The sequence below is a fragment of the Variovorax sp. AC103 genome (genome assembly GCF_979254005.1).
In genome coordinates this window covers 41,218-56,012 of record NZ_CEEDFC010000002.1, presented here as the reverse complement: position 1 = coordinate 56,012, position 14,795 = coordinate 41,218, and the positions used below count along the sequence as shown (strand labels likewise).

Here is a 14,795-nt window from a genome sequence, read left to right as displayed (position 1 = left end):
CTTCATCCTTCCAGAGAAACAATCCAGCATGACTTCCAAAAATGTCGGCGTGATCGGGCTCGGCGCCATGGGCCTGGGCATTGCCAAGACGTTGCGCGGCAACGGGTTCAACGTGCACGTGTGCGACGTGCGCCCCGGCGCGGCGGACGCTTTCGCGAGCGAAGGCGGCGTGGCCTGCGCATCGCCCGCCGCCCTGGCCGCCGCCTGCCCGGTGCTGGTGTCGGTGGTCGTGAACGCGGCACAGACCGAATCGGTGCTGTTCGGCGAGAACGGTGCCGCCGCCGCGATGCCGGCCGGCAGCACCTTCGTGATGTGCTCGACGGTCGATCCGAACTGGTCGATCGCACTCGAAACCCGGCTCCACGCGCAAGGCGTGAACTACGTCGACGCGCCCATCTCCGGCGGCGCCGCCAAGGCGGCCTCGGGCCAGATGACGATGATGACCTCGGCCAGGCCTGCGGCCTATGCCGCGGCCGACGCCGTGCTCGACGCGATGGCCGGCAAGGTCTACCGCCTGGGCGACGGCGCCGGCGCCGGCAGCAAGGTGAAGATTATCAACCAGTTGCTCGCCGGCGTGCACATCGCCGCCGCCGCCGAAGCCATGGCGCTGGGCCTGCGCGAGGGCGTGGACGCCGCCGCGCTGTACGAGGTCATCACGAACAGCGCCGGCAACAGCTGGATGTTCGAGAACCGCATGGCCCACGTGCTGGCCGCCGACTACACGCCGCTGTCGGCCGTGGACATCTTCGTGAAGGACCTGGGCCTGGTGCTCGACACCGCGCGCGCCAGCAAATTCCCGCTGCCGCTGGCCTCGACCGCGCACCAGATGTTCATGCAGGCCTCGACCGCCGGCTTTGCCAAGGAAGACGACAGCGCCGTCATCAAGATCTTCCCGGGCATCGAGTTGCCCAAGGGCAAGAAGGCATGAGCGCCCTCAAGCTCGGCTGCATCGCCGACGACTTCACCGGCGCGACCGACCTGGCCAACAACCTGGTGCGCGCCGGCATGCGCGTGGTGCAGACCATCGGCGTGCCGGACGGCCCGCTGGCCGCCGATGTCGACGCCGTGGTGGTGGCGCTCAAGTCGCGCACCATCGCCCCGGCCGACGCGGTCGCGCAATCGCTGGACGCCCTGCGCTGGCTGCAGGCGCAGGGCGCCCAGCAGATCTACTTCAAGTACTGCTCCACCTTCGACAGCACGGCGAAAGGCAACATCGGCCCCGTCGCCGAGGCGCTGATGGACGCGCTGCAATGCGACTTCACCATTGCCACGCCCGCCTTCCCCGACAACAAGCGCACCGTGTTCAAGGGCTACCTGTTCGCGGGCGATGTATTGCTCAACGAGAGCGGCATGCAGAACCATCCGCTCACGCCGATGACCGACCCGAACCTGGTGCGCGTGCTGCAGGCGCAGTGCACGCGCAAGGTGGGGCTGGTCGACTACACGGTGGTTGCGCGCGGTGCCGAGGCCATCGACGCGCGCATCGCGCAGCTGAAGGCCGAGGGCGTGTCGATCGCCGTCGTCGATGCGGTGTCGAACGACGACCTGCTGCGCATGGGCCCGGCGCTCGCGAAGTTGCCGTTGCTCACGGCGGGCTCCGGCGTGGCCATCGGCCTGCCTGCCAACTTCGGCCTTGCGCCGTCGTCGCAGGCCAGCGCGTTGCCGAAGGCCGGCGGCAAGACGGCGGTGGTCTCGGGCAGTTGCTCGCTGGCCACCAACCGCCAGGTGCATGACTTCATCGAGCGCGGCGGCGCGGCGATGGCCGTCGACCCTTTGCGCATCGCGGCGGGCGTGGATGTCGCGGCCGAGGTGCTGGCCTGGGCCGCACCGCTGATCGACAAGGGGCCGGTCCTCGTCTACTCCACCGCCGAAGCCGTTGCCGTGAAATCGGTGCAGGGCCGGCTCGGCGTGGAAGAAGCGGGCGCCATGGTCGAACGCACCATCGCCGCCATTGCGCGCGGCCTGGTCGAGCGCGGCGTGCATCAACTGGTGGTGGCCGGTGGCGAGACTTCCGGCGCCTGCGTGCAGGCGCTGGGCATCGCGCAGATGCAGATCGGCCCGCAGATCGACCCGGGTGTGCCGTGGTGCCATGCGCGCTCTCCCGCCGCACCGCAGGCGGGGCTGCACATTGCGCTGAAGTCCGGCAACTTTGGCAGCGATGACTTCTTTACCAAGGCCTTTGCGGTGCTTGGATGACCTCCGCGGTGGTTGTGACATGAACGAAACCCAAGCCCGAGAAGAAATCTGCAGAGTCGGCCGCAGCCTGTTCGAGCGAGGCTATGTGCACGCAACGGCAGGCAACATCAGCGTGCGGCTGGACGACGGCTACCTCATCACGCCGACCGATGCCTGCCTGGGTTTTCTGGACCCCGCGCGTCTGGCCAGGCTCGATGCACAAGGCCAGCAGACAGCAGGTGACCGCGCCAGCAAGACCATCGCGCTGCACACGCGCATCTACGCCGCCGCGCGCAAGTTCGACGCAAGCACGGCCTGCGTCATCCACACCCACAGCACCCACTGCGTGGCGCTCACGCTGAACGAACCCGGCGGCGAACTGCTGCCCGCACTTACGCCGTACTTCGTGATGAAGGTCGGCCATGTGCCCGTCATTGCGTACCACCGCCCCGGCGCACCCGACGCGGCCGAACAGGTGGCGCAGGCCATCGAACGCCTTGGCAACGCGGGCACGCCCATCCGCGCCGTGATGCTCACGCGCCTGGGCCCCAACGTGTGGCACGACACACCCGCCGCAGCCATGTCCGTGCTCGAGGAACTCGAGGAAACCGCCCGGCTCCAGATGCTCACGCAGGCTTCAAGACCCGTGCCCCTGAGCGCCGATCAGATCGATGAACTGCGCCGCACCTTCGGCGCACGCTGGTAGTACAAACACCCCATGCCCCAATTCGCCGCCAACCTCTCGATGCTCTACCCGGAGCTCGCCTTCCTCGACCGCTTCGACGCCGCCGCGAAAGACGGCTTCAAGGCCGTGGAGTACCTCTTTCCGTACGACTTCGCGCAGAGCGACATCGTGGCGCGGCTGAAACACAACGGCCTGCAGCAGGTGCTGTTCAACGGCCCGCCCGGCGACTGGAACGCCGGCGAGCGCGGCCTGGCCTGCCTGCCCGGGCGCGATGCCGAGTTTCGCGAAGGCATTGCCCGCGCGATCGACTACGCCGTGGCGCTCGACTGCCCGCGCATCCACGTCATGGCCGGCCTCGTGCCCGAAGGCCTGGAGCGCGACGCGCTGCAGCCGGTGTACCTCGACAACCTGCGCTGGGCCGCGGCTGAAGCCGCCAAGGCCGGCCGCGACGTGCTGATCGAGCCGATCAACACGCGCGACATTCCGGGCTTCTTCCTCAACCGGCAAGACCATGCGCACGAGATCGTCGAGGCGGTCGGCGCGCCCAACCTCAAGGTGCAGATGGACCTGTACCACTGCCAGATCGTCGAGGGCGACGTGGCGATGAAGATCCGCAAGTACCTGCCCACCGGCCGCGTCGGCCACATCCAGATCGCGGGCGTGCCCGACCGGCACGAGCCCGACCTCGGCGAGCAGAACTACGGGTACCTGTTCGACGTGCTCGACGAGGTGTCGGCGCAGTGCGGCTGGCAGGGCTGGGTCGGTTGCGAGTACCGGCCCAGGCGCGGTTCAGAGCCCGGCGGCACCTCCGCGGGCCTGGGCTGGTTGCGCGCATTGCAGCAACGCGCATGAGGCTCGAAGCGCTGCGCATTCCGGCGCCGCTGCGCGGCTTTGCGGCGGGCGATGCGCAGGTCTTCGATGTCACGCTCGAGGGCGACAGGGTCGCGGCCATCGCGCCCAGCGCCTCGCACGCACCGGCGCGCGGCACCCTGCTGAGTGCCTTGGTCGAAGCGCATGCGCACATCGACAAGAACTACACCGTGCAGGACGTGGGCGCGGCGCAGGGCAACCTGTTCGCGGCCATCGAGCGCATGAACAGGCACCGCGACAGCTGGACCGGGGCGTCGCTGCGCCTGCGCATGGAGCGCGCGCTGCAAGACGCGTGGCACTCGGGCACGCGCGCGCTGCGCACGCACCTGGACTGGGTGCAGGCCGAGGCGCCGGCCGCGCTGGCCGTGTTCGAAGCGCTGCGTGACGAATGGCGCGGGCGCGTCGCGCTGCAGTTCGTGTCGCTCACGCCGCTCGACCTGTTCGCGGACCTCGCGGCGGGCGAGCGCATCGCGCGCGAGGTGAAGCGCGCGGGCGGCACGCTCGGCGCGTTCGTCTACCGCAACGACGGCATCGTGCACAAGCTGGGGCGCGTGTTCGACCTGGCGCAGCAGCACGAACTGGGGCTCGACTTTCATGTGGACGAGGGCCTCGACGTGGAGGCCGGCGGGCTGCGCAGCATCGCGCAGCTGGTGCGTGCGCGCGACTTCCGCCACGGCGTGGTCTGCGGCCATTGCTGCTCGCTGTCGGTGCAGGACGATGCGGTCGCCCACGAAACACTCGCGCTGTGCGCCGGCGCGGGCCTGCACCTGGTCGCGCTGCCCACCACCAACCTCTACCTGCAGGGCGCCTGGGACGGCACACCGGTGCCGCGCGGCATCACGCGCATCCGCGAGGCGGCGGCACGGGGCTTGCGTGCGAGCCTGGCAACCGACAACGTGCAGGACGCCTTCTACCCCTACGGCAGCTACGACCTGCTGGAGACCTTCGGCCTCGGCGTGCAGATGGCGCACCTGGCACCGGCCTCCGACTGGCTCGACGCCGTCACCGTGAGCCCCGCCAAGGCGCTGGGGCTCGCATGGGACGGGCGCATTGCGCCGGGCTGCCCGGCGGACCTGCTGGTGTTGGCGGCCACCGACGAACACGAACTCATCGGCCCGCGCGGACGGCAACGCACCGTCATCCGCGCAGGCCGTGTGCTCGATGCCTTGAAATGAATCCGGAGAACACCCCATGAGCATGGGCAAGCCAATGGCCAACTACGCCGCCGCCAAGCGCGTCGGCGATTTCGTCTTCATGAGCGGCGTGGTCGCGGTCGACCCGGCCACGCGCCGCGCCGTCGCCGGCTACGACGCCATTCCCGAAGCCGCACGCACCGCGCTGCAGGGCGTGGGCTACGCCACGGGCCAGATGTCGGTCGACGTGTTCGAGGCGCCCATCGTGGCGCAGAGCTGGTTCGTGCTGGAACGCATCCGCCAGATCGCAGCGGAGCACGGCGGCACGATGGAAGACGTGGTGAAGCTGGTGCAGTACTTTCGCCACCTGCCGCACTACGCGTTCTACAACCGCGTGCGCGGCCTGTTCTATCCCGGCGAGCCGCCGGTGAGCACGGTGGTCGAGGTGTCGCGCTTCCTGCCCGGCGACGAGGTGCTGGTGGAAGTCGAAGCCACCATGTACCTGCCCCGGCGCTGACAAGGCGCCGACGGGCCGCGTCTACTTGACGCCCGCGCCCTTCAGCAGGAACTCGGTCACCTGCTCGATCAGGTAGCGCCGGTCTTTCTCGTCGCCCTGGCGCGCCGCGTCGCGGTAGTACGCGGCCTGCGTGGCGTGGTCGGCGTAGAACTGCGTCACGGCCCAGATGTGGAACAGCACCAGCATCGGGTCGGCGCTGTCCATCAGGCCCTGGTTCATCCAGTTCCGGATCACGGCGGCGGCCTGGTCGGTGCGCTGCTTGCTCGTGTCCATCATGTCGTTGATGACCGGCGCGCCACGCATCATCTCGGCCGTGAAGATGCGCGAGCGCAGCGGGTGCTCGAACGAGAACATCATCTTGCGGTGGATCAGGTCGCCCAGCACCTTGCGCGGGCCGAAGGCCTCGTCGCTGAAGCCGAACACCACGATCCAGTCGGTCAGGATGTCCTGCAGCACCTGCCGGTACAGCGCCTCCTTGCTCTCGATGTAGTAGTGCAGCTGCGCCTTCGACAAGCCGGCCTTGTCGGCGATGGCCTGCGTCGACGCGCCGGCCAGCCCTTCGCTGGCGAACACCTCGATGGCGGCCTGGTTGATGAGGCCGAGCACCTGCGTGTACTTGCGCGAGCGGCCGCGCGTGGCGGGCGCGTCGGCTTCGCTCTCTTCGGTGGCGGCGGGCGGGCGTGCGCTCACAGCTGCAGCACCAGTTCCGTGCCCTTGGCGCGCGAGCAGCACAGGGCCACCTTGTGGCGGCGCTCGCTGCCCGTGAGGCAGAAGTCGCGGTGCTCCGCGCCTTCGCCGTCGCCCTCGACCACGCAGGTGCCGCACAGGCCCTGCTGGCACGACACGGGAATCTCGATGCCCACCTCATGCAGCGCATCGACGGCGGTCTGGTCCGCGGCCACCGGCACGCGGATGCCGCGCTTCGCGAGCATCAGCGTGAAGGGCAGGCCGGTGCTGGTGGCCGCGTCGGTCGGCGCTGCGAAGTACTCGGCATGCAAGGCGTCTTCCGGCCAGTGCGCGGCGGCGTCGCGCACCGCCTGCATGAAGCCGCCCGGGCCGCACACGTAGAGGTGCGTGCCCGTTGCACGGTCGGCCAGCAGCGCGTGCAGGTCGATGCGCTGCGTGGCGTCGCCCTGGTCCAGGTGCAGGCGCAGGTGCGGCGCGAGCGCTGCGTCGCGCAGCGCGTCGGCGAACGCCAGGTGTTCCTCGCTGCGCGCGAACACGCACAGCGTGAACGCAGCGCCGCGCGCGGCCAGCGCCTGCGCCATCGCCAGCAGCGGCGTCATGCCGATGCCGCCGGCCAGCAGCAGGTGGTGCGTGGCTTCTTCGCGCAGCGGAAAGGTGTTGCGCGGCGCGCTGATCGACAGCAGGTCGCCTTCGCGCACGCGCTCGTGCATCGAGGCCGAGCCGCCGCGGCTCAGCGCCTCGCGCTTCACGCCGATCACGTACGGGCCGGCATCGCAGGAAGCAGGCGCGCGCGCCAGCGAGTACTGCCGCGAGAAGCCGCCCGGCATGTGCACGTCGATGTGCGCGCCCGCCTCGTACGACGGCAGCGGCCGGCCCCACGGGTGGGCCAGCTCGAAGGCCAGGATTTCGGGCGTCTGCCGCGAGATGCGTGCGACGCGCACGGTCAGCGTGCGTTCGAGGCTCATGGAAGGGCTCCCTGGGTCTGGTCGGTGGGGTGGGTGTTCGTCAGATGCTGCCCAGCTTGCGTGACACGCGCTCGATGAAGCGCGTGCGGTCTTGTGCGGTGGCGGCGTTCATGTCGTGCAGCTGCAGCCAGGTGACGCGGCAACGCCAGTCGAACAGCGCGCGCAGCGCACGGGTGAACAGGCGCTTGCATGGATGGCCGATGGCCAGCACGAACCAGTGCGGCGAGCCGCCGGTCGTCACCACGGTGAGCCTGCGCACATGCCGCATGCCCGACCTGGCGAGCTGCCCCTTGCGCTCGGCCGGCAAGAAGGCCACGCCCGGCAGCCACACGCGCTCCAGCCAGCCCTTGAGCATCGACGGCGGCCCGTGGAACCAGGTGGGAAACACGAACACCAGGTGCTCGGCCCACAGCAGCGCGTCGACGTGGGGTTTCACACGCTCGCGGATCAGGTCGGGGTTGTCCAGGTAGGCGATGCGCTCTTCGCGCGTCAGCGTCGGGTCGAAGCCTTCGGCATAGAGGTCGATGGTCTTCACGGCGTGGCGCGGCTCCAGCGCCGCGAGCGCGGTGCGGTAGAGCGCGTGGTTGAAGCTGTCGGGGTTCGGATGGCAGTGGACGACTAACGTTTTCATGAGAGAGGGCCGCATCGCCTGTTCGGCGAGACAGGGTCAGAGCCCAGGGAACAAAGGCCGCGCGTGCCTTATGGCAACCCAGGCGCCGGCATCTGACCCCGGCGCAAGCCCCGCGCGACCCACGGGAAACTGAATGAAGCAGCGGCTTACTTGCCGGTGAGCTTCTTGCGGACGTCGATACCCACGCCCTTGTTCACGAACTGCGTGGTGACCACTTTCGACAGGTCGACCTCGCCCGCCTTGTACAGGCCGGCCTTGACCATCTTGTCGTAGAAGTCCTTCACGCGCGCTTCGTCCATGGCGCCGATGCCCTTGGTGAGCGACTCGCCGCTGTCGACGATGCCCATCTTCTTCATCAGCTCGATGGAGCCCTGCAGCGACGCGACGGGCGAGTCGGGGTTGGTCCTGGCGATGAGTTCGTTGGCGGCCTTGTTGTCGCCGTAGAGGTAGTTGTTCCAGCCGATGATCGAGGCCTCGACGAACTTGCGCACCGTCTCGGGCTTGGTCTTGATCAGGTCGGCGCGGGTCTCGATGGTGGTGGAGTAGGTCGAGAAGCCGTTGTCGGCCAGCAGCTGCACCACGGGGTCGAAGCCGGCCTGCGCCTTGATCGACAACGGCTCCGAGATGGCGTAGCCCTGCTGGATGGACCTTTTGTCCGCCAGGAACGGGCCGACGTTGAAGGTGTAGGGCTTGAGCTGCGAGTCCTTGAAGCCGTGCTCCGACTTCATCCACTGCCAGAAGCTGAACTGGCCGTCCTTGCCGATGAAGGCCACGGGCGCCTTGGCCATGTCCTTGAAGGTGTCGAAGCCCTGGCCGGGGTGCGCGAACATGGCTTGCGGGTCCTTCTGGAAGAAGGCCGCCACCACGACGGTGGGCACGCCGTTCTTCACGTTGTCGAAGGACTGCAGCAGGTTGCCCGTCATCAAAAAGTCGACCTTGCCGGCCGGCAGCATCGGCCGGTTGTTGACCATGGGGCCGCCCTGCTGGATATCGACGTCGAGGCCGTATTTCTTGTAGGTGCCGTCCACCAGCGCCTGGTAGAAGCCGCCGTGGCCGGCCTGCGCCTTCCAGTTGGTGGCGAACACCACTTTTTCCTGCGCCTGCGCGGCGAAGGCGGCGGCGGTCAGCGCCAGGGCGAAGGCCAGCGGGCGGATGCGGAAAGCGGGGATGCGCATGGGGACGTGCTCCTGTGGAGGTTTTGAAAGGTACGGGATGCGGAGACTAAATCTTTTCTCAGCGTTCGACGGCCATGTCCGGGTGCCAGCCGCGCGTCTTGCCCGGGTTCATCAAACCCATCGGATCGCTGCGCTTCTTGAACTCGATCTGCTGCGTGTCGATGGTCTTCATGCCGCCGTCCTCGATGGTGACCACGTGCGGGTTGAAGATCTGGCAGCCGCCCTGCGACTCGATCTCGCGGATCAGCTCGTACTGGTGGGCTTCGCCCTTCCAGCGCACCAGCAGGATGCCGAAGGTGCCGCACTCGCCACCGGCGCGCGCGAAGTCCTGGTGCTGCAGCACGTCATCGCCGAAGATTTCAAGATGCCGCTCGACCACTGAAGGATCGAAGGGCTGCGCATAAGCCACTTGCAGGTATGTCCAGCCGCGGTCGGCCTTCAGCGCCTGCAGCGTCGTGTGGTTGAACGCGCACTCGTAGGCGGGTGGCAGGCCGTCGGCGAGCAACTCGGCCTCGGTGCCTGCGACGGAGATCGTGCCGCCGTGCGCATCGGCCAGCGCGCGGAACTCGGCCATCGACTCGGGCGAGACCATGGTGAACACCGCGTGGCGGTCGATCGGAAAGCGGTCGCGCATCGCGGTGTAGTACGGCGAGAAACGCGCCTCCACCGTCGACAGCAGGAAGATGTCGAGCGACGGCGCCTGCGCCGCGATGCCGAAATCCAGCGCGCCGCGGTAGCTTTCGAACAGCACCGTGCAATGCACCCATTCGACGGCCGGGCTCAGGGCGACCTCCACGTCGAGGATCACACCGTTGGTGCCGTAGGCGTGATGCACCTGCTGGATCTCGTCGCCGTGCAGTTCGATCACGCGCGGCTCGCGCTCCACCGTCATCACGCGCGCGCGCAGCAGGTTGCCGGGGTCGCGCAGGATGCCGTGGCGAAACGACCCGATGCCGCCGAAGCCGCCTGCGATGAAGCCGCCGATGGTCGCCACATGCCAGGTCGAGGGCCACATGCGCAAGGCCTGGCCGGTCTCGCGCGCGGCGAGGTCGATGTCGTGCATGCGCGCGCCGGCTTCCACGCGCATGCAGCCGTGCTGGATGTCGAGCACGCGGCACATCTGCGTCACGTCGAGCACGATGCCGCCTTCGAGCGGCACGCACTGGCCGTAGTTGCCGGTGCCGCCCGCACGCACGGTGAGCGGCAGTTTCCACTTCGCGGCCACGGCCGCGGCCTGGCGCACGTCGTCTTCCGTGCTGACCTTCACCACGAGGTCGGCCACGCAGCCCGCGAGCTGCGCGGTGAGGATGGGGCTGTACCAGTAGAAGTCTTTCGACAGCTGCTTGCGCTGCGCCGACGCAGTGATCAGGTTGAGGCCGCGCAGGTCTGCGCGCACCGCGTCCCAGTCGATGTCTGTCGGGAAGGCCCGTTCGGAAGTCATCGGGGCGTGCCTCGCGGGATCGCATTGCAAGGAAACACCGCGGAACCGGCTTTGCCGGGCCGCAGGTGTTGCCCCCGGTAGGGGGTTGGCGAAGCGACACGAAGTGCGCGAAGCCTGGGGGCGAGCCAATTACCTTTCACGGCGCATCTCGCTTTCATGCCAGTGGCCGAGCACCAGGCGCGACAGCGCCGCGAACACGATGAAGATCACGATGCCCAGCAAGGACACCAGCAGCAGCGCCGCGAACATCATCGGGATCTCGGTGCGAAAGCTCGACTCGAGGATGCGCGAGGCCAGCCCCGTTTCCTTGCCCGCCGTGCCGGCCGTGAACTCGGCCACCACCGCGCCGATCAGGCTCAGCCCGCCCGCGATCTTCAGCCCCGCCATGAAGTACGGCAGCGCGCTGGGCGCGAGCAGGTAGCGGAAGGTCTGCCACGGCGAGGCCTTGTAGAGCTGGAACAGGTCGCGCAGGTTGCTGTCGGCGCTCTTCAGGCCGATGACGGTGTTCGACAGGATCGGAAAGAACGCCACGATCCATGCGCACAGCAGCAGCGCCGCCGTGGTGCTCGACACGTAGATCAGGATCAGCGGCGCGATCGCGATGATGGGCGTCACCTGCAGGATCACGGCAATGGGAAACAGGCCGATCTCCACCCACTTGAACAGCGCGAACGCGATCGCCAGCGCCACGCCGCCGACGATGGCCGCCGTGAGCGCGAGCAGCGTGAGCTTCACCGTGAACCACAGCGCGCTGGACAGCGAATCCCAGTTGTCGAACAGCGTGCGCAGGATGAGCGAGGGCGCGGGCAGGATGTAGTGCGGGATGTTGTTGGCCCGCACCATCCATTCCCACAGCAGCAGCAGCGCGAGCACGATGCCCGCGGGCACCACGATGCGCAGCATCGACTCGCGCCGGCGCAGCCTGTCTTCGTGCGTGCGCAGCATGTCCGCGGTGGGCGTGGCTTCGGCGGTGTCCACGGGTGGTGCAGGCATCACGGGTTCAATGGTCGACGTCGAGGCCATGCAGCGCTCCATGCAGGGATTGCGAGACGGCCGTGCAATGCGCGTTGTAGCGGCTCGAGGTGCGGAACTCTTCGCCGCGCGGATACGGCTCGTCGATACGGATCTCGTCGATCACCCGGCCCGGGCGCGCCGCCATCACCACGATGCGGTTCGACAAATACACCGACTCGTACACGCTGTGCGTGACGAACACGATCGAGAAGCGGTGCTCGCGCCAGATGGCCAGCAGGTCGTTGTTGAGCTTGATGCGCGTCATCTCGTCGAGCGCGGCGAAGGGCTCATCCATCAGCAGCAGGCGCGGGTGCGTGACCAGCGCGCGGGCAATCGACACGCGCATCTTCATGCCGCCGGAGAGCTCGCGCGGGTACACGTCGGCAAAGCGCGAGAGGCCGACCAGCTCCAGCACCTGCTCGACCACCGGCGCGGCTTCGTCGCGGCGCATGCCCGCGAGCTTCAGCGGCAGCCACACGTTGTCGAACACCTTGGTCCAGGGCATGAGCGTGGGCTCCTGGAACACGAAGCCCAGGTCGCGGTCGCTCTTGCTGTCCTTGGCCGCGCCGGTGTTGGCGCCCGACCAGTGCATCTCGCCCGAGCTCACGCGGGTGAGCCCCGCGATCAGCCGCAGCGCGGTGCTCTTGCCGCAGCCCGAGGGGCCCAGGAAGCTGACGAAGTCGTGCTCGCCGATGTCGAGCGACATGCCCTGCAGCGCGAGCGTGCCGTTGGCAAAGCGCTTGCCGACGTTGCGCAGGGCGACCAGGGGCGGAGTGGATGGCGTTGTGCTTTCCATGGCGCGTTCCTTTGGCGCGCAGCCTAGCGCCAGGCCGGCGTGTTGGCCAGGCGTGACAACGGAAAACGGTCGACCTCGTGCAGCAGCTCGACGAAGCGCCGGCCCACGTGGTCGAGCACCGCGGCGCCCTTCTCGGCAGTGGCGCGCGTGGCGTCGCCGGCGGCACCGGCGGGGTTGATGTCGTGCATCTGCCAGCCGAGCTTGCCGCTGGGCGTGATCGAGAGGAACTTGTTCTCTTCGGCCAGCTGCTCGGTCATGGAGCTGAAATTCTGGAACTGGTCGCGGCGAACGTAGTCGGGCGTGAGGTGCAGCATGACCGAGCTCTCGAGGTCGCCGGCGTGGATGCCGTGCTTGCCCTCGTGCGCGGTGAACAGGCCTTCGGGCAGGCCCAGCGTGTACCAGTTGGCGGCCACGACCATCATGTCGTGCGCTTCGCGCAGGTCGCGCGCCACGATGTCCATCACGCTCATCTGCCCGCCGTGGCTGTTGTAGAGCACCAGCTTGCGCACGCCGGCCTTGGCGACGCAGGCGCCGATGTCCTTCCACAGCGCGATGAGGGTGGTGGCCGACACGGTGAGCGTGCCCGGATAGCGCGAGTGCTCGTTGCTCTTGCCGTAGGGCACGGTAGGCAGAAAGAGCACCGGCAGGTCGTCGGGCAGGTGCGGCAGCGTGGCGCGCACCATGCCGTCGATGGTGGCCGTGTCGGTCGACATCGGCAGGTGGGGGCCGTGCTGTTCGGTGGCGCCCACCGGCAGCACGGCGATGAGCCGTTCGCGGTCGAGGCGGGAGAACTCTTCGCTGGTCAGGTCGGACCAGAAGCGGCTGCGCAGGCGGGGCGGATTCATCGTGGCACACCTCTTTGACGTCGGTTGGACCCTTTAATTATCCATGTGGTCAAGAAAAGTGGCTAGGAAATTACCCGAATGCCATCGTAAATAGGTGTTTCGCGCACTCAAATTTGCACACACGGTCAAACCCAGGTCGTGTCTTGGCCGCAAGGCAGGGGCCAGAGAAAGGGAAAGCAGGGCGAAGGCGGGCGGGGGCGAACGCGCGCAGGCTCAGCGCCGCACCACGTACCGCGTCACCACCGGTGCCGTCTCGCCCAGGTGGAACGCGAGCCGCCGCTCGCGCAGCGCCATGTCGCTCGCGGTGGCGCGGTTGAAGCGGCGCAGGTGGTCGGTCCACGAGTCGTCGACGATCTGCTCCACGTAGCGTTCAGGCTGGGCAATGTCGTGCAGAAGTTCCCATCCGACGGCGCCCTGGCTCAGGCGCGCGCGGCGGGTCTGCTGCATCACCAGGTGGAAGGCCGCGGCGCGGGCCGGATCGATGAGGAACTCGACGGTGATGACCACGCGGCCGTGTTCCTGCGGCGCCTCGGTGGGCGGGCCGGCCGCCCAGCCGGCCTGGGCGGGGCTGGTGTCGTCCTCACCGCTCAGGTCGGTCACCCAGCGCAGGGCCAGGAGCATCAGCAGCGTGCCGCTCGCGGCGGCAATGGCCAGGCTGATCTCCAGGTTGCTGACCGTCGCCACCTGGCCCCAGATGGCCGCGCCGATTGCGCTGGCGCCCATGATGGCCATCTGGTACATCGACATGCCGCGCGCGCGCACCCAGTCGGGCAGTGCGAGCTGGGCCGACACCGACAGCGAATTGGCCACCGTGATCCACGCCATGCCGCCGAAGAACATGGCCGGCACCGCGACCCACGCGTTGGGCGCGAAGGCCATGACGGCGGTGGCGGCCGACTGCAGCAGCGTGCCGCGCAGCACCAGCTGGTCGCGCCCCAGCGCCTGGCGCAGCCGCGGCAGGAACAGCACCGCGATGATCGCGCCCGCGCCCATGGCCGCCAACAGGAGCGTGAAGGTGCCCGCGCCGCCGCCCTGCAGGTTGCGCGCGAGCAGCGGCAGCAGGGCGAGCAGTGCGGTCGAGTGAAAGAAGAAGATCGACACGCGCACCAGCACCGCGCGCATGCGCTGCGACTGCCGCACGAACTGCACGCCCACGCGCATCGCGCCGATGAGCTTTTCGCGGCCCAGCGGGTTGGGCGTGTGCTCGCGCCGCCAGCGCATCACCACGAAGCCGGAGGCCACCGACAGCACCGCGTTCAGCGCGAACACCCAGACGGTCCCCGCGCTCGCGATCAGCACGCCCGCAGTGAGCGGGCCGACGATGCGCGACGCGTTCATCGCAATGCCGTTCAGGCCCAGCGCGGCGGGCAGCTGCGGCCGGGGCACCAGCTCGGGCACGATGGCCGCGAACACCGGCCAGCGCAGCGCCAGGCCGATGCCGTTGGCGAAGGTGAGCGCCAGCAGCAGCGGCGCGGTCATGAGGTCGAGCGCCAGCGCGGCGCACAGCACGACGGCGGTGCCGGCCAGCCAGAACTGCGTGGCCACCAGCCAGCGCCTGCGGTCGAGGATGTCGGCCAGCGCGCCGCTGGGCAGGCCCAGCAGGAACACCGGCAGCGTGGAGGCCGACTGCACCAGCGCCACCCAGATGGGCGAGGTGGTGAGAGAGGTCATCATCCACGCGGCGGCCACATCGTTCATCCACATGCAGATGTTGGCGATGAGCCAGGTGCTCCACAGCATGCGGAACACGGGGAGCTTCAGGGGCTCGAGGGCCGCGAGCTTCGATGGCTGCGGCCGCGCGGGCGGGATCGGTGTCTCTTCGGGGGATATGGGTGGCATGTGGCGCTATTGTGGCGCCGGC

15 protein-coding genes are annotated in these 14,795 nt (G+C 68.6%); 6 read left to right on the top strand and 9 right to left on the bottom strand.

What is annotated here, in order from left to right; translation table 11 throughout:
- The first annotated feature begins 28 nt into the window (after positions 1–28).
- From ltnD to AC0IYU_RS02895, 6 genes are read left to right on the top strand one after another with little or no spacing between them, the layout of a single operon-like run.
- Positions 29–928 carry an L-threonate dehydrogenase gene (ltnD, locus tag AC0IYU_RS02920; protein ID WP_472112856.1) on the top strand — a complete coding sequence of 300 codons (900 nt, stop codon included), beginning with the start codon at positions 29–31 and terminating at the stop codon, positions 926–928.
- A complete protein-coding gene (gene otnK / locus AC0IYU_RS02915; RefSeq protein ID WP_472112853.1) occupies positions 925–2,196 on the top strand; it encodes a 3-oxo-tetronate kinase in 1,272 nt (423 codons plus the stop codon). The genes ltnD and otnK overlap by 4 nt, the downstream gene beginning before the upstream one ends.
- 19 nt (positions 2,197–2,215) lie before the next feature.
- Entirely contained in the window at positions 2,216–2,881 is a 666-nt protein-coding gene (locus AC0IYU_RS02910) for a class II aldolase/adducin family protein (RefSeq protein ID WP_472112851.1), read from the top strand.
- Between the two features lie 12 nt (positions 2,882–2,893).
- Entirely contained in the window at positions 2,894–3,712 is an 819-nt protein-coding gene (otnI, locus tag AC0IYU_RS02905; protein ID WP_435437411.1) for a 2-oxo-tetronate isomerase, read from the top strand.
- Positions 3,709–4,905: an amidohydrolase family protein gene (locus tag AC0IYU_RS02900; protein WP_472112849.1), complete on the top strand. Its 1,197-nt coding sequence runs from the start codon at positions 3,709–3,711 to the stop codon at positions 4,903–4,905. Before otnI ends, AC0IYU_RS02900 begins: the two co-directional genes overlap by 4 nt.
- A gap of 16 nt (positions 4,906–4,921) precedes the next feature.
- Positions 4,922–5,380 carry a RidA family protein gene (locus tag AC0IYU_RS02895; RefSeq protein ID WP_198084040.1) on the top strand — a complete coding sequence of 153 codons (459 nt, stop codon included), beginning with the start codon at positions 4,922–4,924 and terminating at the stop codon, positions 5,378–5,380.
- 21 nt (positions 5,381–5,401) lie between these two features.
- Here AC0IYU_RS02895 and AC0IYU_RS02890 read toward each other — a convergent pair whose 3' ends face one another.
- The 9 genes from AC0IYU_RS02890 to AC0IYU_RS02850 all read right to left on the bottom strand — a co-directional run bounded on the left by AC0IYU_RS02890 (position 5,402) and on the right by AC0IYU_RS02850 (position 14,773).
- Positions 5,402–6,070, bottom strand: coding sequence for a TetR family transcriptional regulator C-terminal domain-containing protein (locus AC0IYU_RS02890; RefSeq protein WP_472112847.1), 669 nt, complete (start codon positions 6,068–6,070; stop codon positions 5,402–5,404).
- Complete coding sequence (locus tag AC0IYU_RS02885) at positions 6,067–7,032, bottom strand: PDR/VanB family oxidoreductase (RefSeq protein ID WP_472112846.1); 966 nt, start codon at positions 7,030–7,032, stop codon at positions 6,067–6,069. The genes AC0IYU_RS02890 and AC0IYU_RS02885 overlap by 4 nt, the downstream gene beginning before the upstream one ends.
- 40 nt (positions 7,033–7,072) lie before the next feature.
- Entirely contained in the window at positions 7,073–7,663 is a 591-nt protein-coding gene (locus tag AC0IYU_RS02880) for an NAD(P)H-dependent oxidoreductase (protein WP_435487604.1), read from the bottom strand.
- A gap of 146 nt (positions 7,664–7,809) precedes the next feature.
- Positions 7,810–8,838 carry an ABC transporter substrate-binding protein gene (locus AC0IYU_RS02875; RefSeq protein ID WP_472112844.1) on the bottom strand — a complete coding sequence of 343 codons (1,029 nt, stop codon included), beginning with the start codon at positions 8,836–8,838 and terminating at the stop codon, positions 7,810–7,812.
- Positions 8,839–8,896: 58 nt separating this feature from the next.
- A complete protein-coding gene (locus AC0IYU_RS02870; RefSeq protein ID WP_472112842.1) occupies positions 8,897–10,279 on the bottom strand; it encodes an FAD-binding oxidoreductase in 1,383 nt (460 codons plus the stop codon).
- 129 nt (positions 10,280–10,408) lie between these two features.
- Positions 10,409–11,302, bottom strand: a complete 894-nt coding sequence (locus tag AC0IYU_RS02865; RefSeq protein WP_472112840.1) for an ABC transporter permease — start codon at positions 11,300–11,302, stop codon at positions 10,409–10,411.
- Positions 11,280–12,089, bottom strand: a complete 810-nt coding sequence (locus AC0IYU_RS02860) for an ABC transporter ATP-binding protein (protein ID WP_435437419.1) — start codon at positions 12,087–12,089, stop codon at positions 11,280–11,282. Before AC0IYU_RS02860 ends, AC0IYU_RS02865 begins: the two co-directional genes overlap by 23 nt.
- A gap of 23 nt (positions 12,090–12,112) precedes the next feature.
- The gene (locus tag AC0IYU_RS02855; protein ID WP_472112837.1) at positions 12,113–12,934 is read right to left on the bottom strand and encodes a creatininase family protein; all 822 of its coding nucleotides are present in this window, start codon (positions 12,932–12,934) and stop codon (positions 12,113–12,115) included.
- Between the two features lie 213 nt (positions 12,935–13,147).
- Complete coding sequence (locus tag AC0IYU_RS02850) at positions 13,148–14,773, bottom strand: MFS transporter (RefSeq protein WP_472112834.1); 1,626 nt, start codon at positions 14,771–14,773, stop codon at positions 13,148–13,150.
- Positions 14,774–14,795 lie beyond the last annotated feature (22 nt).